General features: G+C 58.8%; 20 protein-coding genes. 5 read left to right on the top strand and 15 right to left on the bottom strand.

Going from position 1 to position 21,173, the window contains the following annotated elements:
- The first annotated feature begins 199 nt into the window (after positions 1 to 199).
- Positions 200 to 1,096, top strand: a complete 897-nt coding sequence (gene cpaB / locus WNY37_RS13740) for a Flp pilus assembly protein CpaB (protein WP_342973961.1) — start codon at positions 200 to 202, stop codon at positions 1,094 to 1,096.
- 83 nt (positions 1,097 to 1,179) lie between these two features.
- Here the strand turns inward: cpaB and WNY37_RS13735 are convergent, their stop codons facing one another.
- The 9 genes from WNY37_RS13735 to doeB2 all read right to left on the bottom strand — a co-directional run bounded on the left by WNY37_RS13735 (position 1,180) and on the right by doeB2 (position 12,448).
- Positions 1,180 to 2,109 (bottom strand): type II secretion system F family protein, encoded by a 930-nt coding sequence (locus WNY37_RS13735; protein WP_342973960.1) that lies wholly within the window; start codon positions 2,107 to 2,109, stop codon positions 1,180 to 1,182.
- Positions 2,110 to 2,134: 25 nt separating this feature from the next.
- The gene (locus WNY37_RS13730; RefSeq protein WP_342973959.1) at positions 2,135 to 3,088 is read right to left on the bottom strand and encodes a type II secretion system F family protein; all 954 of its coding nucleotides are present in this window, start codon (positions 3,086 to 3,088) and stop codon (positions 2,135 to 2,137) included.
- 4 nt (positions 3,089 to 3,092) lie between these two features.
- Complete coding sequence (locus tag WNY37_RS13725) at positions 3,093 to 4,562, bottom strand: CpaF family protein (RefSeq protein ID WP_342973958.1); 1,470 nt, start codon at positions 4,560 to 4,562, stop codon at positions 3,093 to 3,095.
- Complete coding sequence (locus WNY37_RS13720) at positions 4,562 to 5,746, bottom strand: hypothetical protein (RefSeq protein WP_342973957.1); 1,185 nt, start codon at positions 5,744 to 5,746, stop codon at positions 4,562 to 4,564. The genes WNY37_RS13725 and WNY37_RS13720 overlap by 1 nt, the downstream gene beginning before the upstream one ends.
- A gap of 2 nt (positions 5,747 to 5,748) precedes the next feature.
- The gene (locus tag WNY37_RS13715; protein ID WP_342973956.1) at positions 5,749 to 7,167 is read right to left on the bottom strand and encodes a type II and III secretion system protein family protein; all 1,419 of its coding nucleotides are present in this window, start codon (positions 7,165 to 7,167) and stop codon (positions 5,749 to 5,751) included.
- Positions 7,168 to 7,339: 172 nt separating this feature from the next.
- Entirely contained in the window at positions 7,340 to 8,773 is a 1,434-nt protein-coding gene (locus WNY37_RS13710) for an NAD-dependent succinate-semialdehyde dehydrogenase (protein WP_342974902.1), read from the bottom strand.
- A complete protein-coding gene (gene doeA, locus WNY37_RS13705; RefSeq protein ID WP_342973955.1) occupies positions 8,734 to 9,972 on the bottom strand; it encodes an ectoine hydrolase in 1,239 nt (412 codons plus the stop codon). Before doeA ends, WNY37_RS13710 begins: the two co-directional genes overlap by 40 nt.
- Positions 9,969 to 11,192, bottom strand: coding sequence for an aspartate aminotransferase family protein (locus WNY37_RS13700; protein ID WP_342973954.1), 1,224 nt, complete (start codon positions 11,190 to 11,192; stop codon positions 9,969 to 9,971). Before WNY37_RS13700 ends, doeA begins: the two co-directional genes overlap by 4 nt.
- 38 nt (positions 11,193 to 11,230) lie before the next feature.
- Positions 11,231 to 12,448: a N(2)-acetyl-L-2,4-diaminobutanoate deacetylase DoeB2 gene (gene doeB2, locus WNY37_RS13695; protein WP_342973953.1), complete on the bottom strand. Its 1,218-nt coding sequence runs from the start codon at positions 12,446 to 12,448 to the stop codon at positions 11,231 to 11,233.
- 251 nt (positions 12,449 to 12,699) lie between these two features.
- Between doeB2 and WNY37_RS13690 the strand changes: the two genes are divergently transcribed.
- The 4 genes from WNY37_RS13690 to WNY37_RS13675 all read left to right on the top strand — a co-directional run bounded on the left by WNY37_RS13690 (position 12,700) and on the right by WNY37_RS13675 (position 15,949).
- Positions 12,700 to 13,323 (top strand): TetR/AcrR family transcriptional regulator, encoded by a 624-nt coding sequence (locus WNY37_RS13690; protein WP_342973952.1) that lies wholly within the window; start codon positions 12,700 to 12,702, stop codon positions 13,321 to 13,323.
- Between the two features lie 175 nt (positions 13,324 to 13,498).
- On the top strand, positions 13,499 to 14,362 hold the full coding sequence (locus tag WNY37_RS13685; RefSeq protein ID WP_342973951.1) for a hypothetical protein: 864 nt from the start codon (positions 13,499 to 13,501) through the stop codon (positions 14,360 to 14,362).
- Entirely contained in the window at positions 14,359 to 15,396 is a 1,038-nt protein-coding gene (locus WNY37_RS13680; RefSeq protein WP_342973950.1) for a hypothetical protein, read from the top strand. The genes WNY37_RS13685 and WNY37_RS13680 overlap by 4 nt, the downstream gene beginning before the upstream one ends.
- Positions 15,397 to 15,460: 64 nt before the next feature.
- Positions 15,461 to 15,949 (top strand): DUF6152 family protein, encoded by a 489-nt coding sequence (locus WNY37_RS13675; protein WP_342973949.1) that lies wholly within the window; start codon positions 15,461 to 15,463, stop codon positions 15,947 to 15,949.
- An 84-nt stretch (positions 15,950 to 16,033) separates the two neighbouring features.
- On the opposite strand, the gene WNY37_RS13670 is transcribed toward WNY37_RS13675, so the two are convergent.
- The 6 genes from WNY37_RS13670 to WNY37_RS13645 form a co-directional block, all read right to left on the bottom strand.
- Complete coding sequence (locus WNY37_RS13670) at positions 16,034 to 16,711, bottom strand: DUF6644 family protein (RefSeq protein ID WP_342973948.1); 678 nt, start codon at positions 16,709 to 16,711, stop codon at positions 16,034 to 16,036.
- A gap of 5 nt (positions 16,712 to 16,716) precedes the next feature.
- Complete coding sequence (locus WNY37_RS13665) at positions 16,717 to 17,286, bottom strand: DUF6644 family protein (RefSeq protein ID WP_342973947.1); 570 nt, start codon at positions 17,284 to 17,286, stop codon at positions 16,717 to 16,719.
- A 3-nt stretch (positions 17,287 to 17,289) separates the two neighbouring features.
- The gene (locus WNY37_RS13660; protein ID WP_342973946.1) at positions 17,290 to 17,838 is read right to left on the bottom strand and encodes a hypothetical protein; all 549 of its coding nucleotides are present in this window, start codon (positions 17,836 to 17,838) and stop codon (positions 17,290 to 17,292) included.
- Positions 17,835 to 18,482 carry a HupE/UreJ family protein gene (locus WNY37_RS13655; RefSeq protein WP_342973945.1) on the bottom strand — a complete coding sequence of 216 codons (648 nt, stop codon included), beginning with the start codon at positions 18,480 to 18,482 and terminating at the stop codon, positions 17,835 to 17,837. Before WNY37_RS13655 ends, WNY37_RS13660 begins: the two co-directional genes overlap by 4 nt.
- Before the next feature lie 107 nt (positions 18,483 to 18,589).
- Positions 18,590 to 19,078: a hypothetical protein gene (locus WNY37_RS13650; RefSeq protein ID WP_342973944.1), complete on the bottom strand. Its 489-nt coding sequence runs from the start codon at positions 19,076 to 19,078 to the stop codon at positions 18,590 to 18,592.
- A gap of 3 nt (positions 19,079 to 19,081) precedes the next feature.
- Positions 19,082 to 21,085 carry a PQQ-binding-like beta-propeller repeat protein gene (locus tag WNY37_RS13645; RefSeq protein ID WP_342973943.1) on the bottom strand — a complete coding sequence of 668 codons (2,004 nt, stop codon included), beginning with the start codon at positions 21,083 to 21,085 and terminating at the stop codon, positions 19,082 to 19,084.
- Between the last annotated feature and the right edge of the window lie 88 nt (positions 21,086 to 21,173).

Below are 21,173 nucleotides of genomic sequence, written 5' to 3'. Positions count from 1 at the left end.
ACTAGTTCCGTCGCACAAAAAGGCAAAAACTTCACCCGCTGAAAATCCCTGCCGCCCTTGTCACTGAACGGTTTCCTTAGCACGGGAGTCGATAGGGCTTGGTTAATCTGGCCCGCTGAATTGCGCGGTCGCGCTTGCAATAGGCTTAAAGGCATTTCGCTAGGGGTATCGTCGGCAGACGTTTAAGAAGGCGACCAGGATGCAACTTTCTCCTGTTGTGACGATGGCTATTTCGGGTGCATGCGGACTGGCGGCAATCGTTGGCGCAAAAGTGTTCATCCAGCCATCCTCGAACGAGGCTGAGCCGATCTCCTATGCGCCGGCGGAAGTGCAGAAACAGGACGTTGTTGTCGCGGTTCGACACATTCCACGCGGCGTGCGGCTGGAAGAAGACTGGTTCGAAGTCGTTTCCAGACCTGTTCCAGAAATTCCGCCCGGTTCTGTTTCTGACCTGGAGGCTTTTCGGGATAAATCGGAGGGTCGTCTGACCTTGATCGAACTCGCCTCGGGCGACATCCTTTCAGAGAAAATGCTCCTGTCCGAAGGGCTGAGAGGATCTCTGTCTGCGAAGATCAAACCCGGGCTTCGAGCCTATTCCGTCCGCACCAATGACCAGTCAGGCGTTGGCGGTTTTGTCCTGCCTGGCGACCGGGTGGACGTCATTCTTTACCGCAGTCCAGATGACGGACGAGCCTATCTGGACCAGCAAAAAACCTCGCAGGGCGTCGTTCAGCCGATGGCGGAAGTGTTGCTGCAGAACGTTGAGGTGCTGGGCGTGGACCTCAATGACGACATGGTCGAAAACCGGCCGAGTGTCTTCAAGACGGCGACCCTGGCCGTTACGCTTGAGCAAGCCCAGCAGCTATCCGTCGCGATTGAACTGGGAGAGCTGTCGCTTGCGCTACGCGGCAGTGCCGATGAGGACTTCCTCGAGGCCGAAGCCGTCAGCCTTGGCAAGGATGAAAAGCCGAAACCGGTTGTTCGTGCACCGAGTGGGCCGAAGCCACTCGCGCGTCGCGCTTCGACATCGTCGACCGTTGAGGTCATTCTTGGTGACGAGACGTCGAGCCACACCGTACCAACGTCAGAGCAATAAAGGCGCTCATCGGCCGCCAAGACGCGGGCCGGACTTGAGCCCATCACGGCATGCTGGTCGGCATGAATTCGGGCAGAATGAGATCAGATCTGCGACATGACGTCTGCGATACGGACGGCAGCAGGCAGCATCAGAACGGTCAGCAATGACGGGAACACAAACAGGATCAGCGGAACGACGAGCTTAGCGGGCAGGGCGAGCGCCTTTTCTTCCGCATATAGCATGCGCTTCTCTCGCATATCACCCGCGAAGACGCGAAGGGTTTCGCCGACGCTGGTGCCGAGCTCCTCGGACTGTTTCAGCATCGTGGACAACGCCCGGGCTTCGTCCAGTCCCAGTCGATCGGCGAAGTTCTTCCATGCTTCTGTCCGCGCGCGGCCCGCCCGGGTTTCGAGGTTCATGATTTTCAGATGGTCGGCGAGGTTAGGGTACCTTTGCACGAGTTCCTCTGCAACGCGCTGGACTGCGCCATCAAGGCTGAGGCCAGCCTCAACGCAAGCGACGAGCAGGTCCATCATGTCTGGAAAGCCTTCGCGGTACTGGTCTTCTCGCTTTGAAATGCGCTTATCTAGAATGAAGGAGGGCGCGACGAAGCTGACGATAGCGAGCGCAACCGACGCCATGAGCAGACCGTATTGCGGCATGTACTGGTCGTACATTGACCAGGTGGCAAGCAGTAGTATCTGCGGGACAAAGAGCGCAACAAAGCGGATGCCGATGAAGAGGAACGGGGCCGACTTGGAGTAGAAGCCTGCCTGCATGAGCCGTTGCCGCAGCTTGGTCAGGTCCTCCGAATTGGGATCGCTGAACCTTCGACCAATCGACTCAATCAGTGTGTTGCGCGACTGGGCCGGGTATGTGCGCGCCTTGGGCTTTTTCTCACCATTTACGCGCAGCCGGTCGCTGAGCTGGTTCTTGTCGCGAACGGAACGGAATACAGTGCTGCCGAGGACCAGCATGACCGACCCCATCACGATCATGATGATGGTGATGACCGTGGTCTGTTGTGTCATGAATTCGGGATCCATCTCGACCGCCTCAGACCTTGAAGTTGATCATTTTGCGCATCACCAGATTGCCGACGGCCATCCACAGCACACAACCGCCAAGACCATACTGGATGATCTTCTGGTCGATCACTTCGCCATAGAAATGCGGTGTCAGCAGGTGCATCGTGATCAGGACGATGAATGGCGCCGAGGTCAGGATCATCGCTGAAGCGCGCCCTTCGGAGGAGGCTGCCTTCACCTTGAGGCGCATTTTCTGGCGCGCGCGCACGGTCGCGGCATTGACCTTGAGAAGGCTTGCGAGGTTGCCGCCGGTCTTGGCTTGCAGGCGGACGGTAGCTGCGAACAGTTCCACATCGGGTTGGCGGGTTCGTTCCGCTAGCTTTTTCACCGCTTCTTCCAGGCTTGAACCGTAGGAAATTTCGTCGGCGGCGAGGCCGAATTCGGACCCGACCGGGTCTGGCATCTCGCGACCGACGAGCGCGACGGCTGTCGGAACCGGGTGTCCGGCTTCGAGGCTGCGGACAATGATCTCCAAGGCGTCCGGCAGTTGCGCACCCAATAACTTCTCACGCGCGCCGGCCTTCATCTTCAGGAACAGAATTGGAAGCACGAGACCAGCCACCAGTGCAGCGCCGCCGGAGACGAGAAAGCTGCGCATGAACCAGAAACTGGCCCCTGCCGATACAACGGCGACCGCTGCTGCGATGGCGGCCCATTGAGGCGGGTTAAACGTCAGACCGGACCGCGTGACGAGATCATTGAACCAGCGAACGGCCATGGTCTGGTTGCCGTCCCGATCGAGGCCGCGCTGGCGGCGCAGCTCCACAATGAGGTCTGCGACGGAGGCGTGGCTTTCCTTGACCTTCAGGCGCTGATTGATCTTCGTTTTGGCGAGGGCTGTCTTGCCAAAGCCCAACGCCGCCTGCATTCCCATGAAGGCGGATGCAAATGCCAGCACGTATATGACGGCCGAAACATCCATACGTTTACTTCGGCACCGTCATCATCGGCTCGGAAGGGTCGAAATATTCAAGCGGCAGGTGAACGCCCCGGCGCTGCATTTCGTCGAGGCATTTCGGACGCAAGCCCGACGCGCGAAATTCGCCAACGACCGTGCCGTCTTCTTCGGTGCGCAGGCGATTGAAGGTGAAGATGTCCTGCATCTGGATGATCTCGCCTTCCATGCCGGTTACCTCGGTGACGTGCGTGATGCGGCGGGAGCCGTCCGACAGGCGCTGGGCCTGGATGATGATGCCGATGGCCGATGCGATCTGGCCGCGAACCGCTTCGGATGAGATGCGCAGACCGCCCATGGCGACCATCTGTTCGAGACGGCTGATGGCTTCGCGCGGATTGTTGGCGTGGATTGTCGCCATAGAGCCTTCGTGACCGGTGTTCATGGCCTGAAGCATGTCGAAGGCTTCTTCGGACCGCACCTCGCCGAGGATGACGCGGTCGGGGCGCATCCGCAGGGCGTTCTTTACCAGCTCGCGCTGGCGAATCTCGCCCTTGCCTTCGAGGTTCGGAGGGCGGGTTTCCATGCGGGCGACATGCGGCTGCTGGAGCTGAAGTTCGGCGGCATCCTCGATGGTGATGAGACGTTCTTTATGGCTGATAGCCTTGGAGAGGGCGTTCAGAAGTGTCGTCTTACCAGAGCCTGTACCGCCAGAGATGATCGCGGTGACGCGGCACTTGACGGCGCCATGAAGGAATTCGGCAACTTCCTTTGGCATTGCCTTGAATTCAATCAGTTTGTCGAGCGTTAGCGGCTTCTTCGAGAACTTCCGGATTGAAACCAGGGGGCCATCAATCGCGACCGGCTCGACGGCGGCGTTGACACGCGACCCATCAAGCAAGCGGGCATCGACCAGCGGCTGGCTTTCGTCAACGCGGCGGCCGACGGCGGACACAATGCGTGAGACGATGCGGCGAAGGTGGGCATTGTCGCGGAACTTGGCGGTCGAGAGTTCCAGCTCCCCCCGGCGTTCGACATAGACCTGATTGTAGCCATTGATCAGGATGTCGGAGATCGAGGGGTCTTCCAGCAGAGGCTCTAGCGGACCCAGACCCGTCATCTCGTGATAGACGGATTCAGCGAAGGTCGCGACTTCAGCCTGGTTCATCGGGATGCGTTCATCGCGGACGATTTCAGAAACGAGCCGGCGAACCTGCTTCTTCATCTCGTCCTCGTCCAGCTTGTCGAGCATGGAGAGGTCGAGTTCGTCGATCAGCTTGTTGTGAACCCGCAATTTGGCATCGAGCAGATCAAAGGATGGAGCTTCGTCTTCGGACTCGTCTGTCGGGATGTCATTCACGTCTTCCGCATCATCGGCGGGAAAGGCCGGTGTCGGCGCCGGAGCCGTATCAGCATCAAGCGCTTCGATCGCCTCTTCAATCGTCTGGTCGTCTTCCTGAAGGGATTTCTGCGCTTTGGAGAGGAGGGAGAACCGGGCCATTATGCACGCTTCCTTGCTTTGTTGGGCTCTGCGACCGTCTCGGCGCCCTCTTCGAGGCGGGTGATGATTTCCGCAACGTCTTTGGAAATCTTGTTTCCGGGCTTGGTCTGTCCGACCGCCTGACCGAAGTTCACAGATGAGAGGGCCGCCTCCCAGTCAGATGAAACCGAAGCAAATACGTGGCGTCCGATGGCTTCTTCGGCTTGCGAAACCGTGACGGCATTGCCGAATACCTTCTTCGTCATCCGGTTGAGGATAATGAGTGGATTGGCGAGACCGTCAGTGCCGTCTTCGAGTTCCTCGGCGCGATGACGCGCTGCGTGGAGTGCGGGAACGGTGAGCTCACTCAGGATCAGGACTTCGTCCGAGCCCATTACAACGGCATTCGACCATGGCGTAGGCCAGCGCGGCATGTCGATGATGACCATGTCGTAGGAGTTGCATGCCACTTCGAGCACTTTGAGAATGGATTCCGGCTTGATGGAATTCCACATGCGGCTGGAGCGTCCAGCCGAGAGAAGGTGAATACCATTCTTGTGGCGCGTGATGAATGCCTGAAGCAGCGCGTCATCGATCCGGTCAGCAGGCTGGGTGAGGGCCGCCTGGTTCAGATTTGATGGGCAGTTCAGATAAGACGCGCATGCGCCGTCGAAGAAGTTGAGGTCCACCAGGCAGACCTTGTTGTTCTTCTCGCGCCTGGAGAACTGATAGGCGAGCTCTACGGCGACGAGTGTTGCTCCCGAGCCACCAACGGACCCGGTCACTGTCCAGCATTTGCCAGCAGCGCTGTCGCTGTTGGCGTCTTCGCGGCGGCAGATTTGCTGAAGCGCATCGCGAAGCGGTTCATGCTCAACAGGGGCGTCAAGCATATCCCACCGGCCAAGGGTGATGATGTGTTTAACCGCAAGGACCGGAATATTCTTGCCCACCACAATGCCCGGCATGGATGGATTTGTGCCAGAGACACGGGTGAGCAGCTCGACCAGGTCGTAGCTGCCATCATTTTCGAGCACGATGACGGCATTGTGGTCGCTTGCAGCCGCTTCGTAAGCCGCCACGGCATCGGTATGGATCGTTGGCGAAACTGAACCGAGTTTTTGTGCAGCCTCGGAAATGTTCGCGCCCCATTGAGGCGCAAAAATATGGAGCCGGGCAGGCAGGGATGGTTTGGTCGATCCGGCCATATCTATCGTGTTCCCGCTTGCGGCACATAGCCAAGGTCGCGGCGGACAAGCTGAGCATCGACATTGCTCGAGACGGCACTGCCTAGCGCTGGCGCCGCCTTGTCATCGAGTTGCCCCAGGAGCAGCCGCTCGGACTCGCTGGGTTCGGTGCGGTTCGTCAGAGGATCCGAAAGACGCGTTCCGGCGCTCGCGGGGCGAACGAGGCGTGGGGTGATGATGATGACAAGTTCGGTTTCGTTCTCGCGAAACCGGTTGGAACGGAAGAGCGCGCCAAGGATCGGTACGTCACCTATCCACGGCGTTTGAACGCTTGTGCTGTCTACAGTGTTCTGGATGAGGCCAGCAATCGCGAAGCTTTCACCATCGGATAGTTCGACGATCGTGTTCGCGCGCCGGACGCTGAGTGCGGGGATTTCCACGCCTTCAAGGCGGATTGAGTTGCGTGGATCAAGCTGGCTGACTTCCGGGCTGACCTCCAGGCTCATCAGGGAGTCCGACAGGATGGTCGGCGTAAAATCCAGGCTCACACCGAATTCGCGGAATTCGATGGTGATCGCCTGATCATCAGCGGCAACAGGGATCGGGAACTCACCGCCAGCGAGGAAGCTTGCAGTTTCCCCTGAGCGGGCGACCAGGTTTGGTTCAGCGAGCGTACGGATGATCCCTTTCTGCTCGAGGGCACTCAGGAAGACGTCGATGCTGACATCACCGGAATTGGCGAAAATCGCGCCGAGTGTCTTAGGCGCGCTGCCCGAAAGGATCCCTGACCCCGTGGAGAAAACAAAATCGCCTGCTTTGGAGATTTCGCTGCCCAGGCCAATCTCGTTGACGTCTTCGCGAGAGGCTTCGACAAAGCGAACTTCCAGCATGACCTGTTGCGGGCTTGTGATCTTCAGGGCGTCAATGACAGCGTCGGGTGCATAGCTGGAAGCGATCTGCATGATCTCTGCGGCGGTTGCGTCATCCGGCACGCCGCCGCGAACATGCAGCCGGTTGGCAACGGTGCGAAGGTCGAGCTGCACATCGGGGAAGAGGGCGGCCACATCACTCTTGATGGCGCCGAGATCATGCTGGACCCGCACATCGATGATTTCGACGAGTTCGCCTTCGTCGTCATAGACCAGAATATTGGTTGCGCCGATTGTGCGTCCGCGGACGTAGAGGCGGTTGTCTGCGGTCGGCGATGCGTCCGCGATTTCAGGTTGCGAGACAGCAATGCGCTTGAACGGGCGACCCACGGAAATCGGGGTCGAGCGGTTGACCACAACGGTGAGGTCGGTCTGGACCGGTGCGCTTTCGGTGGTGGCGACGGTCGCCGTCTCTCCACCACGAAGCTGCGGAGCGGCGGTCGATGCAAGGGGCAGACACATCGCTGCCGTGCAGGCGACAAGCGTGTGAAGCGCGCGCAATGTAGACACCATTTATAGCCCCTGAACGTTCTGTTCAGTCGCATTTGCTGCGACTTTTAACAGAACGGTCTAGCAGGCAGGCATAAAGCCGCACTGAAACAGGGCGGGGAAACTTCTGCAAATTTGCCGCTTTAAAGTTAACACCTGAAAAGGGATTGGCGCGCCCTCAGACGACGGTGTCATTTCAAGCTTTGGCAGGGCCTATCCAGACCTGCTGGGCATTCACGAACTCCATGATTCCATGAGGTCCAAGCTCGCGGCCGAGACCGGAGGCCTTGGTGCCGCCGCTCGGCAGGCGAGGGTCTGTCTTGACGATGCCATTGACGCTGACCTGGCCGGTATCGAGCTTCGACGCGATCGCTTCGCCTCTGGCGGTATTCGTCCATACACTGGCGGCGAGGCCGTAGTCCGTATCGTTCGCCAGTTCGAGGGCGTGCGCTTCATCCCTGGCGCGGATCATGACGGCGACCGGGCCGAAAGTTTCCTCGGTAAAGGCGCACATGCCCGGCTCAACATCCGTGAGAAGGGTGACGGGATAGAAATAGCCATCGCCATCGGGCAGGTCTCCGCCCAGGACGCAAGTGGCACCTTCGGAAATCGTCTGCTTCACCTGCTTGTGCAGGCCGTCTCTAAGATCAGGCCGCGCGATGGGGCCAACCGACGTGCTTTCATCGGTCGGATCGCCGACCTTGAGTTTGGAGAGGCGGTCTTTCATGAGGCCAACCATCTCATCATAAACGCTGTCCTCAACGATAATGCGCTTGGCGGCGATGCAGGACTGGCCGGCATTGATAATGCGCGACAGGGTGAGCGTGTCGGCGGCTTTCTCGAGGTCTGCATCGGCGAGAATGATGGACGGGTCGGAGCCGCCGAGTTCGAGAACGGCCGGTTTGATGGCCGATCCTGCAATCTCGGCCACTTTCGAGCCACCGCGTGAGGAGCCAGTGAACGAGACGCCGCGAATGCGTTTGTCCCGGATGACGGCCTCGACACGTGGGGTTTCGAGATAGAGCGCCTGGAAGAGGCCCTCTGGCGCGCCGGCTTCCCGGAAACATTTCTCGATGGCTTCGGCGCAACCTGGCACGTTTGGATCATGTTTCATGAGGCAGGAATTGCCCGCCATCAGGGCAGGGGCGCTGAACCGGAAGGCGAGCCAGAAGGGGGCGTTCCAGGGCAGGATACCGAGAATTGGGCCGATCGGCAGGTGCTGGACATAGGAGAGCGAGGCGTCCGACTCCAGGACCTGACGCGTAAGATATTGCTCTGCATGGTCAGCGTAATGTTCAGCGCACCAGGCGGACTTGTTCACCTCACCGACGGACTCGCCCTTGGGCTTGCCCATTTCTTCGGTCATGACCGGGCCGAGCTCATTGACATGGTCTCGCATGTATTTCGCGACATCGCGCAACAGCTTGCCGCGTTCGGCGAAGCTTTTCTCTTTCCACGATTTGAACGCCTTCACTGAGGCTTCGATCTTCGCATTCACTTCGGCGTCCGTGTCGGGGGTCACTTCGCGCACGGTCTCGCCGGTCGCCGGGTTCACGGCTTTCAGCATGGTGGTCTCCTGTTCAGGCCAGTTTACTGGGTAACGGCCTCGCCGTTGGTGGCCTTTTTGGATTTCGGTTTTGGCTTGGTTTCGGCTGACTTTTCAGGCGGCTTGAGCGTGAACTCTTCCGGCAGGTCAAAGAAGCTCTCACACCCATCTTCGGTAACATAGAACGTATCCGAGATGCCGACCGTCTTGTCGCCATCGACGCCCCAGACCCATGGAATGATGTGGAAGGTCATGCCCTCCTTGAGGATCTGCGGGTCGCCCTGCATGAGGGAGAGGATGTAGCCCTCATCCCAGCTTGGCGGGAAGGCGATGCCGATCGAATAGCCGGACCTGGTGATCAGAGCGCCGCCGTGGCGGCCATCATTGACGATGTCGCGGACGATCTTGTCGGCATCCGAGACGGTCAGGCCCGGTTGGACGGCAGAGCGCAATTCGCGAAGCGCCTTCTGCATCTGACGTTCGGCGCTCTCCATCGAAGCGGACAGCTTTTTCTGCATGACGACAGTGCGCATCATCGCGGTGTGGTACCGTCGGTAGCAGCCGCCGACTTCGAGGAAGACATGCTCGCCTTCCTGCACCGTGCGTCCTTCCCATGTGGCGTGCCCGATCATGGAACGCGGGCCGGACGTCACATAAGGCATGACAGCGGGCGGCTCTCCGCCAGCTTCGAACATTGCGGCAGAAATGGCTGCGCCGATCTGATTTTCAGTGACGCCGGGCCGTGCGATTTCGATGCCAGCCTTCATCCCTGCCTGCGTAGCTTTCGCTGATCGCTTCATGATCTCGATTTCATGCTTCGACTTGCAGGCGCGGCCCTCTTCGACAATGCCGAAACAGTCTATAAGCCGTCCAGTGGTGAATGCTGTCCGGATACGGTCCTGCTGATAGGCTGGCAGGAAATAAGAGTTACGCTCGTAGCCGATCGTACAATTGTTCAGACCAGCTTCCCGGAAACTGTCGACGAGCGTCTGGATGGCGTCGCCATTGTCAGCGAAAGGACGTGTCTTGCTGACCCAGGTGCGGGCATGGACATTGGATTCCTCCATGTTCCGCGTAACCATGTAGCACTCGCCGTCCAGCGGGACGACCAGCGCCTGGAAGAAGGAATAGCCGGTCGTCTGGTAGTCGGTCATGTACATGATGTTCTCAGGGTCCGAGATCACCACGGCATCGAGGTTGCGCTCATCCATTCGCTTGCGCAGGCCTTCCAGTCGCCGCACATATTCCTCGTGCGGGAAGGTCATGTCGTCGCGCTGCCTCATGCTGGCACCATGACGGCGTTCATTGCTTTTTCGAGAAGGTCGAGACCTTCTTTGAGGTCAGCGTCGTCGATGGTCAGCGGCGGGATCAGTTTGATCACCCGGCCTTCGGAGCCACAGCCGCCAACAAGCAGGCCGGTCTGGAAGCACTCAGCGACAATTTTCTTGGCCAGTGCGCCGTTTTTGGTGTCGATGCCCTGCATCATGCCGCGGCCGCGTACTTCCATGCCCGGCCCCGCCATCTTCTTGAGCGCATCAGCCATGATCTCACCCTTGCGACGGACATCCGCCATGAAGGTGTCATCCTTGAAATAATCCATCGCCACCTTGCCGGCGACGAAGGAGATACCTTGCCCGCGGAAGGTGCCGGTATGTTCGCCGGGCGACCAGTGTTTGTCGTGCTCTGGCTTGTTCAGGTTCATGGCGAGCGGTGTACCGAAGCCGCCAATGCCCTTTGCGAGGGTGATGATGTCTGGATCAAGGTCCATGCCGTCGAAGCTGAAATAGGAGCCTGTGCGCCCGCAGCCTGCCTGGATGTCATCGATAATGAAGAGCGCGCCGCGATCCTTGGCGAATTTCCGGATGGCCTGCAGCCACTCCTTGGTGGCGACATTTACGCCGCCTTCGGCCTGAATCACCTCGACGAGAATGGCAGCCGGTGGCTCAAAGCCTGCCGACGGGTCTGCATAGGACTCTTCCATCCCATCGAGCGGGTGGCCGAAAGGCAGGCGCTCGACATGATTGAGCGGAACGCCTGCTGCATTGCGGTAATAGCTGTTCGCCGTTGCGGCGAGCGCACCCACCGTCATGCCATGGAAACCGTTGGTGAAAGCGATGATACTCTTGCGGCCTGTGACACGGCGGGCGAGTTTCATGGCGGCCTCGACAGCGTTGGTGCCGGTCGGGCCTGTAAACTGCATGCGGTAATCCATACCGCGCGGCTTCAGGATCGTATCGATAAAGGCCTGCATGAACTCACGCTTGGTGGTCGTGGCCATGTCGAGACTGTGCGGAATGCCATCGGCGTTCATGAAGTCGATGATGGCCTCTTTCATCTTCGGGTTGTTGTGCCCGAAATTCAGGACGCCGGCGCCGCCGAAGAAGTCCAGATATGACTTTCCAGCTTCATCGACTTGTCGTGCATTCGAGGCTGATTTGAAGACGGTGGGGTAAGCACGGCTATAGCCCCGGACTTCTGATTCCCAGCGTTCGAATAATTCCATGTCGATCTCCTTCTAGAGTTCTTGTGTTTCTGACGTCCTCAATCGTGTTGAGACGTTGACTGTTCGGGCAGTGGCGCTCCGGCGAGGCGGGCGTAAATGCGGGTCACGATCGGTAAAAGCCGGTCGTTGAAGTCGTAGCGCGGGCTGTGACAGGGCTCGTGATGCCCGTTTCCGTCATCGGCGCCGATCAGAGCGAACGCGCCCGGTATCTCCTTCAGATAGTAAGAGAAGTCCTCTGATGCCATGATTGGCACTGGAAGTTCCTCATACAGCCAGGCATTTCCGAGGTCTGCGGCAATCGCATCGCGCATGATGCCGGCGGCTGCGGCGTCATTGATCGTTGCGTCGTATCGGGGGAACAGCTCGACCTTGGCTTCGACCCCGTAGGCCGCCGCTTGTGCCGTGGCGATTTCGGTAATCATGGCGTCGATGCGGGCGCGGTCATCTGGATTGGCGATACGGATGCTGCCAGCAAGTTGAGCGCTGTCGGGGATGACTGTCTCACCGCTTGGGGCATCAATCGAGGTGACGCTGACCACAGCGGCATTCTGCGGCGTGATACGGCGCGCGATGATCTGCTGAAGGGCCATGGTCACGGCTGCGGCAGCCAGGACCGGATCACGGGCATTCTCTGGTTGGCTGGCGTGGCCGCCTGATCCTTTGAGTGAAATACGGAACGTGCCATTGCCGGCCATGACGGCGCCGTCGGGGCAGACCGCCTTGCCGAATGGAATGGCCGGCCAGTTATGCCAGCCATAGATCGCGTCGAGGCCCTCAAGCGCGCCCCCTTCAATCATCTTCTTGGCGCCATGCCCGCCTTCTTCGGCTGGCTGGAAGATCAAGGTGACCGGTCCAGGCAGTTCGCTTTCATGCGCTTTCAGCCAGGCCGCGGTGGACATGAGCGCGGCCGAATGACCATCATGTCCACATGCGTGCATGCAGCCTTCGTGAGTCGATACATGATCGTGCGTGCTGGCCTCATTGATGGGCAGGGCATCAATGTCAGCCCGCAAGCCGATGTGCTGACCGGGTGCGTTTTGCGCCAGCCTTGCAATCGTGCCGGTCCCTGCGCATTGCGTCCAGGCAATTCCAAGTCGATCGAGCGATGCGCGTATTGTGGTGGCGGTCTGCTCTTCCTGCCAGGGCAGTTCGGGGCGTTGGTGCAGGTGTCTACGAAAATCTACCGACGCTTTCTGGATGTTCGTCCAGTCAGCTGCTCCTGCCCCGCTGTCGGTCTTGAAGGCGACGTCTTCCATCAGAGTAGCCTACGCCATCGTGTAGAGACTTCAACAGCAGGAATGATGAAGTTTTCCAAAGACTTGGCACTTGCTCACCGCTTGACCATCATTGCCGAGCGAGTTGCCGTGCGGATCGCGATGCTGACACGTGCTGCGAAGATGTTGAGACAGTGCATGGACATTTGTGTCAATCGCACCAATAGTGCGGTCAGATTTTGCCGTCGAAAGCATCGGCAGGCACGCTGAAACAAAACCGGGGGCGTCACCGGATGAGCGCTAGTCGAAACATCAAGTATCCGCTCCGCACCAAGCGAAAGGCGGAGACTCACCGGAAGATCGCTGAGGCCGCACAGGGGCTCTTTTTCAGCAAGGGGTATGAGGCGACAACGCTTGATGAAGTTGCCGACGTCGCAGGCGTCCACGTGCAGACGCTCTATCGGCACTTTTCGACCAAGCAGGAACTCGCCAGTTCCGGAGACCAGCGCTGGTTCGACCATTTCAAGGCTCGTCTGACTGACCCGAACCGCTCGGGCAATACGTTTGACTTCTGGCGGAGGTGGATCGGCAAATCGTTCCGCTATCTGACCCAGGACGGCGATGAAAGATACCGTCAGTATATTCGGACGCGCCACGCCAATCCGCCAATTCTTGGCTATCTCTCGACGATCCGAGCGGACTATGAAGACGTGTTATGTCAGTCGCTCGCCAGAGACTTCGGCATGCCGGCAGACGGGGTTGGCGAACCGCGATTGGCGGCCGGGATGCTGATCGCAGGATCGAGCTATGTTATGAGACGGTATGAGGTGGAAGACATCGATATCGTGACCGAAGCGATCCTGGTGATTGACCAGGTGGAAGCCCTCTTCAGCCACTTGCTGGTGGAGCGTCAATAAGAACGGATCGGTCACGAGAAATTGACCTCGAACCGAAGATCAAGAATTGACATTTATGTAGTCAGATATCACTAACTGTGTACATGATGCAGCTTCTCTATCGGAGAAGCACAAAGCCGAAAAAATAAATGGCAGATCCAGTTCCGGCTAAACGGAACTTCAGGGGAGGAAACATATGAGAAATCTGATGCTGGCTGTGAGTGCAGTCAGTCTATTCACAGGGTGCGCGGCGGTTGAACCGTCTGCCAGTGGTCAGACGGCCATTGCCGCACCAGTAGAGCCCGCCGAGCCGGAAGTGCAGAAAAGTCTGTCGGGTGTCTGGCAGGTGCTCAATACCGCCAATGACAATGTTGAGGCGCATGACGCTCAGCACGCCTACCAGCTGCGCGAGGGGCCACATGGGCCTGTCCCGGCCAAGAACGTGCTGGCGATGGGCGCTGTTGGTGCGATACCGCCAGGGCCGAGCGTCATAGAGGGTCGTCAGACGCTGCCTTATCTGCCGGGCGGAGAAGAGAAGGTCGCTGAAAACGTCGCCGACTGGGCAAATAACGATCCGGAAGCCAAGTGTTACATGCCGGGTGTGCCACGCGCCACATATATGCCGCATCCGTTTGAGATCATTCAGAATGATGAGCAAATGCTGATCGTGTATGAATATGCGAACACGGTGCGCAATATCTTCCTGACGGATCCGGGTGAAGCGCCCGTCGATAGCTGGATGGGGCAGTCCTACGGCTATTGGGACGGTGATACATTCGTCATCGAAGTGACCGGACAGAATGGGTCATCCTGGCTGGACCGTTCTGGCAATCACTATTCGGCCATGGCGAAAGTCACCGAGCGCTATACGCGCATCGACAATGATCACATTGACTATAGCGCGACCATTGAAGACCCGGAGACCTTCTCCGAGCCTGTTACGTTGAACATGACGCTTTATCGTCTCGTCGGCGCGGACGCGCGAATTGAAGACTTTAACTGCGTTCCCTTTGTGGAGGAAAAGCTCCACGGACATCTACGCAAGGAGCCGCTGAAATGAGACTGACGATGAAATCACTCCTCGCTGCTTCTGCGACTGCAATGGCTGCTGTCATGGTAGCGCCGGCTGCGATGGCGGAACCGCCAGAGACAGATTATGAGCCGCCGCGCATGGCGGATGGAACACCCAACATGCAGGGCATCTGGACCAACGCATCTCTGACTACGCTGGAAAAGCCGGACAATTTGCCGGTCATCGTGCCGGAGAAGCAGGCCATGATGATGGCTGGAATGGTCGAGGCCTCTGCTGAAGCCGATAATGCACCGACCGACCCTGATGCGCCCGCTCTCAAGGCAGGCGGTGAGGGCGTCGGTGGCTACAACCGCTTCTGGATGGACTTTGGGTCCTCTCTGGCAAAGGTGCGCGGCGACTACCGCTCTACCTGGATTGTCGAGCCTGCGGACGGCAAGCTTCCATATACCGAAGCAGGCCGCAAAATGGCCGAGGATCGCCTGATCGAACAGCGCGAAGACTTCGACAATCCTGAAGTCCGCGCTGCGGCGGAGCGTTGCACGGTCGGGTTCGGCTCGACGGGCGGACCGCCAATGCTCAACGTGCTGTACAACAACAATTACCAGATCGTGCAGGCACCTGACAAAGTCGCCATCGTGGTCGAGATGAACCACCAGACCCGGATGATCCGCCTCAATGAAGAACATCGTCCGGAAATGATGGACCAGTGGCTCGGCGATTCTGTTGGCTACTGGGATGGCGACACGCTCGTCGTCGAGACCACCAACTTCGAGCCCGACATTTCGCTTCGAGCAGCAACGCGCCACCGGCTCTACATGTCGTCGGACGCAAAAGTCACAGAGCATTTCACGCGGATATCCGATGATGAAATCTTCTATGAGTTCTGGGTCGAGGACCCGGAAATCTTTACCCAGAAGTGGAAGGGGGAAATGATCCTCCGGAAATCTGAAGGGCCAATCTATGAGTACGCATGCCACGAGGCGAACTATTCGCTTCCAGGCATCCTTGCCGGTGCACGCCGGCAAGAACAAGACGCGGCATCAGCCGGCGGCTCGAAGTGAGAAGGCAGGCGGCAGGATCAGCAAGTTCTGCCGCACCTTACCTGAACCAATGGGAGACATTGAAATGAAACTGAACAACAAGCTTTACGCCCTCGCAGGCGTCGCAGCTGGTTCTCTCGCGATTGTCGGGGCTGCCAGCGCTCACCATGCTTTCTCCGCAGAATTCGACGCTGAAGCGCCGGTTCTTCTGCGCGGTGAAGTCACCAAGGTGGAGTGGGTCAATCCGCACACCTGGATCCACCTCGCCGCCGAAGAGGAAGACTCTGAGGAAACCGTCGCATGGATGGTTGAAGGCGGCACGCCGAACACCCTCCTACGTGCAGGCCTCAACAAGAAGTCCCTGACGCCTGGCACGCCGATTATCGTGCGTGGTTACCAGTCCAAGGACCGCCTCTGTGCCCCAGCCTGCAAGGCAAATGGCCGCGACATCACGCTGTCCAACGGCGAGAAGATCTTCATGGGCTCGAGCGGCACCGGTGCACCGAAGGACGGCACTGACCCGCGTGAGCGCGGCCCCGTCCAGACTGAGCTGCCGGATGCGGAAGACATGTAACGCTGGCGCTTAGTCAGAAACGAAGAAGCCGCCCCCATGCCGGGGCGGCTTTTTCTTTGATGGGTTTTGAGTTGGCTGACGCTTTTACCAGAATGCGATCCAGCGTCCGGCGACGGCTGTCGTCATCCAGAGCGCGATGGTCGTCGCAGAGCCAAGGCGTGCCATGAGCGGCATCGAGTCGGCGCCGCGGCCCGATAGCCAGACCAGCAGGCCAAGCCCGGCAATCATGATCAGGAACGCCACGCGCGCCAGAAGGCTGGTGAGCGCGATGAAGACCCACGCCCAGAGCACGAGTGAGACAACACCAAAGGCGATGGCAATCGGCGTCAGCTTTCCATTGTTCTTGATCAGGCTGTCGCGTGTGCCGAACGTGAAGAGCAGGGCGCTGACGAGCGACGCCATCTTCACCCAATAGGGCGGGCTGTAGAACAGCTTCATCACCTCACCGAGCGCCAGTAGCACGCCGCTGATAATCAGGACGATGACGGCGCCGATCAGAAATGGCCTCATTTTCCGGTTCAGGCTGAGCGGCGACTGTGTGTGCAGCCCCGGGCCAATAACCCGCAGGTCAGACATGATGATCGCCCCGCCCAGCAGAGCGAGCGCGAGCAGGTGGAAAGACCCGGCCCACGGAACAATGGTCATTGAATCCTTCACTGCTGTCGCAATGCCGGACTGATCGATGCTGTCCGCGATTGGCAGGAAGAACTTGTCGGTGAACGAGCAATCATATGGCTCGCCTTCATAATAGCATGTGGCCATGGCGCTTACTCCGTCACGTCTGCGTATTCGATGGGTTGGCAATCTGCGAAGGTCGAGAGCAGGCTGCCCGGCTCGAGTTTTTCGCAATTGTACCAGTCATAGGCGATCATCCGTCCGGTGATCACGACGAAGATCCAGGCCGAAAGAGAAATCATCGCCGAGATGCGGGTGCTGCGCGGTGGCTTGGGGTCGCTGTCCCACTTCTCCATGTCCTTCTGAATCCGGAAATGATAGACGAGAATGTTGGTCATCGCGGCCAAAATGAGCAGCATTTTCACGCGGAAAAAGACGCTGTGATAATAGACCATGGGCTTTGCGTAGAAGAGCAAGAGGCCGGTCACCAGAAGCAGGATAAACCCTGCGACGGTCAGTGGCAGAATACGCTTGTCCATCTCCGACAGGGGCACAGTCTTGTAGACAAGTCCCAACATTCGCAGGTCGACCATGATGATCGTGCCGACGAAGAGCATGAGCGACATGACGTGGCTCGCCTCCAGCATCGGCCAGACGTAAAAGGACTCGCGAAGCGCCACACTCCATGGCGTCTCGTTCATCCATAAGAAGAAGTCCCTCATCCCTTACTCCTTTGGCATTGATTGGCTGATGGCATTGCCATCGCGATATAGCGTCGTGGCGGCGAAGAAGCCGGTAACGCTCAGTTCAACAGTGATTGGTTCGGCGGTTTCATTGGCCCAGTACCAGCCATGTTCGCCCTGGAATTCGGCGAGATAGGTGCCATCCTGACGGGCCGCGTCGCCGGCCGCATAGCTATAGGCTTCGCCGTCTTCGGCGCCCGATGGTTCGGCGTGCATGTCATAGTGCAGCGGTGCTGAGGCTGACCAGCTGAATACCATGCCGGCATGCTCATCAAGGTCGACCTTATATTCGAGCGATTCAAAGCCGAGCAGCTCGAAGCTTTCTGTAATGGTGACGGGTTTGGCGTCGGCGGCTTCGAAGGCGTGCTCTTCTTCAGCGGTGAGGCTGGTCAGCCCCGTGAGCTTGCCGAAGCCTGTAGGGTCGATTCCATGTTCGGCGGGCAGGATCCAGAAGATCAGCAGGAAGGCTGCGCCGGCGAGGCTGGCGAGCACGGGCCAGCCCAGATTTCTGTCTGCCGTCGTGTCAGTCATGCCGATCCTCCTGCGAAGAAGCCGGCGAGGTGTTGGCCGATGAGGACAAAACCACCCATCATGAGCGCGATGTTGGCGTACCGGGCATGCGTCTCGAAGTGCGGGCTTTCGCGCCAGATGTTGAGCAGCCAGACGACCACGAGCAGGACGAGAACCTGTCCAATCTCGACGCCGATATTGAATGAGATGAGGTTCACCAGCAGGCCGTTATCATCCATGGAAAGCGCCTGAAGCTTTGTGGCGAGGCCGAGTCCATGAAACAGGCCGAAACCAAAGACGGCCGCGCGCATATCCAGGCTGCTGCCGAAAAGCTTCCTGAAACCGCCAAGGTTTTCGAAGGCCTTGTAGACAACGGACAGGCCGATCAGCGCGTCGATCAGATAGACATTGACCGAGATGTTGGCGAGGACGCCGACAAGCAGTGTCAGGCTGTGGCCAAGCGTAAAGAGCGAGACATAAATAACGATGTCGCGGAACCGGCGCAGGAAAAAGACGACTCCGATCAGAAAGAAAACGTGGTCCAGGCCCGTGACCATGTGCTTGGCGCCAAGGTACAGAAACGGGATTGGAGCCGGGCCGCTGACCGCTTCGACAAACTTCGCATTGGATTGCGATACATCATGGGCGAGCGCTGGATAAAACATCCCCCACACCAGTGCGGAGCACAGGCAGGCAAACATTGCCAGTGTCCGCGTCGTAACTGGCAGGATATCCCGGTGTGGGGGATGTGAGACCAGGCAGGGCATGGTCTTCAGTTTTCTCCATATGTGCGGAAACGCTCATGGCAGGAGCGACAGACGCGGTACATCAGGCCGCCGGCTTCAAAGACCGCTTCCTCGTCCTGTGCGATGGCAGCGCCCTTGACCTGTTCAGCTGCGACCGCGAGACCTTCGGAATAGGTCACCCAGTCCTGCTCACCGAGGCTGTATTTTTCCGTCGCAAGCACTTCGGAGAGAGCGGCCATTTCGTCGGCAGCGTCGGCGACGGCCTGCCAACCTTCATCGGTCGTCGGAAACAGTTTTTCCTCGCCCTCGACGGTAATGATGTAGCCTTGTTTGTCCCAGATCTTGTCGGCGACGACGTCGATCTCCTCATTCATGAAGTTGTGCATGGCGACGACGTGGGCAGGCTCGCCTGCATGATCATCGTCAGAGCTGGCCTCATTGCCGCCAGAGCAGGACGCCGTGGTCGCGAGCATGCCGACAATCGCAGCAGACATCAGTAGATCTTTTATATGCATCGTTCAGTCTCCCTGAGATGTGCGGAACGCAATGAAGGCATTGCCAGGCATCTGGCCGAATGCGGCATAGCCGGATGGCACGAACAGCATGTCGCCAGCCAGGGCTGGCCCGGCATTGTCGATTGCCCCGCCATGCGCTTCCACACCATTGACCGAGTCGAATGCCTGGACCGTGTCGTATTCCCAGACAACGTCGCCCGTTTCGGCGTCGAAAGCGCGCATCATGCCGTCCAGAGCGCCGACGAAGACGAGTTCGTCATTGGATGCTGGAGCGGCTGAATAGCCGTACTGGAAAACGCAATCCGGGTAAGGGTTGTCGCCGCCGCCGCGTGTTGGAACAGCGCCTTCAGGGCAGGTGCGGCTCGCCGCGTGGCTCCACAACACGTCGCCGGTTTCCAGATCGAGCGCATAGAGGCCGGGTTTCGGATCGTAATTCGGCAACGGAAAATCGGGGTCGGAGGAGGGCGCGAACACGACGCCATTGGCAACGGTCAGGCCCCAGTGAATGCCTCCGAGCGCTGATCCGGCTGAGACGCGTGTTTTCCAGATGAGTTCGCCCGTGTCCGCGGTGACGACATGCACGACGCCTGACTTCTGGCCACCGACGATTACATCGGTGCCGTCAGCGAGCTTGGTGAGTGAGACTGACCCGCCGAAATCGAGATCCGGGCCTTTTGGCTTGGGACAGTTGGGGCCGTCCGGGCCGAAGCCGCTACAGGCCATGTTGAACATGTCCTGTTCGGTCGCCTGATACGTCCAGATCACATCGCCAGTCTCCAGGTCGAGCGCCATGATGGCATCGCTGGTATCGGTTGCGGGGGCGGACGTGTTCTCGCCCGTGCCGATATAGATGCGGTTATTCTCGGCATCGATCGTCGGTGTCGTCCAGACGGGTGCGCCGGCTGGGCCGTAGAGCTGTGTGCCGACCGATGATTTCGTCGTTGGAACGGCGTCCTCGGTCATGTGGGCTTCCCAAAGGCGCTCACCATCTTCGGCGCTGATGGCCGTCACGGCGCCGTGACCCTTGCAGCACTCATAATTCGGATCGCCGGCGGCGCCGACATCAATGGCTGAAAGGGGGACGATGATCTGATCGCCGATCTGGACAGGGCTGCCTGTGCCCATATTTTCCGGCATGACGCCAGCTCGTTTGGACCAGAGCGCTTCGCCTGTCGCGCCGTCGAGCGCATGGACATTGGTTGCACCGTCCTGGAACAGTATGGCTGGTTTGCCGTCAACTTCGCCGAGTGAAAGCGAGGACCGCAAATTTACGCCAACTTCATTGTGCCACTTGGTGCAGCCTGTCTCCCGGTCCACAGCGAATACGTGGCCCGACGAGGCGCCGACAAAGACCGTATCTTCGGTGATGACCGGGTAGCCGCGGACATCAGAGGCGCTCGGCAGGCCGAGCGTCCAGGCGACTTCGAGGCTTGCGGCATCGGTTTTCGTGAGCGTGCTGCGTTCCGGGCCGTAATAGCGGGTGTTGCCCAAATCGGGACCCCAGCGCTCCACATATGTCTTTTCGAAAGAAATCGACGTGTCTTCACACATCGCATTGGAGGGCACTGTGTAGGCGCCGCCCTCTTCGCCTGCGATAAACGACACAACGTCCCGAATATCGGACTGGCTGAGCCCTGAGGCCTGCGCCTGCATTTTGCCCGATGTCAGCGAGAAGGTGATCTGCGTCGGGCTCATCGCTTGCAGGGCTTCGAAAGAAGGAGAGCGGGATGTATCGGGATTGTCGTGGCAGGCAGCGCATCGCGTGGCGTAGATTTTTGAACCGGGGTGAATCTCTTCTGCAGCTGCAGTTTCGACCGACTCGTCAGAATCAGTTTGCGTCTGAGAAGGTTCGGACCGGCTCGCTTCGTCGTCTGCCGGCTTTTCGGAACAGGCGCTGACAATCAAGCCGAATAATGAGGCGGCAAGGATGCGGCCAAAGTGTTTTGAGCTGCTTGGCACAGGCATTACGCCCTGCACGAGCCGCGCGCGTTTCGCCGGTTGCGCCATAATTTTCCTCCCGCTGTCCACTTTGCAGATCAGCTTAATTGTAGTTGTCTACATTTTTCGATATTTGATGGGAGGAGGAAGTCAATAT

The sequence above is a fragment of the Henriciella sp. AS95 genome (genome assembly GCF_038900055.1).
Taxonomy (GTDB): Bacteria; Pseudomonadota; Alphaproteobacteria; order Caulobacterales; family Hyphomonadaceae; genus Henriciella.
Note: the sequence above shows the minus strand (reverse complement) of the source record. Positions and strands in the feature narration are given on the sequence as shown.

Bases quoted from the DNA above. Each gene is read 5' to 3' on its own strand.
- cpaB (WP_342973961.1), top strand. From the start codon at position 200: ATGCAACTTTCTCCTGTTGTGACGATGGCTATTTCGGGTGCATGCGGA.
- WNY37_RS13735 (WP_342973960.1), bottom strand. From the start codon at position 2,109: ATGACACAACAGACCACGGTCATCACCATCATCATGATCGTGATGGGG.
- WNY37_RS13730 (WP_342973959.1), bottom strand. From the start codon at position 3,088: ATGGATGTTTCGGCCGTCATATACGTGCTGGCATTTGCATCCGCCTTC.
- WNY37_RS13725 (WP_342973958.1), bottom strand. From the start codon at position 4,562: ATGGCCCGGTTCTCCCTCCTCTCCAAAGCGCAGAAATCCCTTCAGGAA.
- WNY37_RS13720 (WP_342973957.1), bottom strand. From the start codon at position 5,746: ATGGCCGGATCGACCAAACCATCCCTGCCTGCCCGGCTCCATATTTTT.
- WNY37_RS13715 (WP_342973956.1), bottom strand. From the start codon at position 7,167: ATGGTGTCTACATTGCGCGCGCTTCACACGCTTGTCGCCTGCACGGCA.
- doeA (WP_342973955.1), bottom strand. From the start codon at position 9,972: ATGAGGCAGCGCGACGACATGACCTTCCCGCACGAGGAATATGTGCGG.
- WNY37_RS13700 (WP_342973954.1), bottom strand. From the start codon at position 11,192: ATGGAATTATTCGAACGCTGGGAATCAGAAGTCCGGGGCTATAGCCGT.
- doeB2 (WP_342973953.1), bottom strand. From the start codon at position 12,448: ATGGAAGACGTCGCCTTCAAGACCGACAGCGGGGCAGGAGCAGCTGAC.
- WNY37_RS13690 (WP_342973952.1), top strand. From the start codon at position 12,700: ATGAGCGCTAGTCGAAACATCAAGTATCCGCTCCGCACCAAGCGAAAG.
- WNY37_RS13685 (WP_342973951.1), top strand. From the start codon at position 13,499: ATGAGAAATCTGATGCTGGCTGTGAGTGCAGTCAGTCTATTCACAGGG.
- WNY37_RS13680 (WP_342973950.1), top strand. From the start codon at position 14,359: ATGAGACTGACGATGAAATCACTCCTCGCTGCTTCTGCGACTGCAATG.
- WNY37_RS13675 (WP_342973949.1), top strand. From the start codon at position 15,461: ATGAAACTGAACAACAAGCTTTACGCCCTCGCAGGCGTCGCAGCTGGT.
- WNY37_RS13670 (WP_342973948.1), bottom strand. From the start codon at position 16,711: ATGGCCACATGCTATTATGAAGGCGAGCCATATGATTGCTCGTTCACC.
- WNY37_RS13665 (WP_342973947.1), bottom strand. From the start codon at position 17,286: ATGAGGGACTTCTTCTTATGGATGAACGAGACGCCATGGAGTGTGGCG.
- WNY37_RS13660 (WP_342973946.1), bottom strand. From the start codon at position 17,838: ATGACTGACACGACGGCAGACAGAAATCTGGGCTGGCCCGTGCTCGCC.
- WNY37_RS13655 (WP_342973945.1), bottom strand. From the start codon at position 18,482: ATGTTTTATCCAGCGCTCGCCCATGATGTATCGCAATCCAATGCGAAG.
- WNY37_RS13650 (WP_342973944.1), bottom strand. From the start codon at position 19,078: ATGCATATAAAAGATCTACTGATGTCTGCTGCGATTGTCGGCATGCTC.
- WNY37_RS13645 (WP_342973943.1), bottom strand. From the start codon at position 21,085: ATGGCGCAACCGGCGAAACGCGCGCGGCTCGTGCAGGGCGTAATGCCT.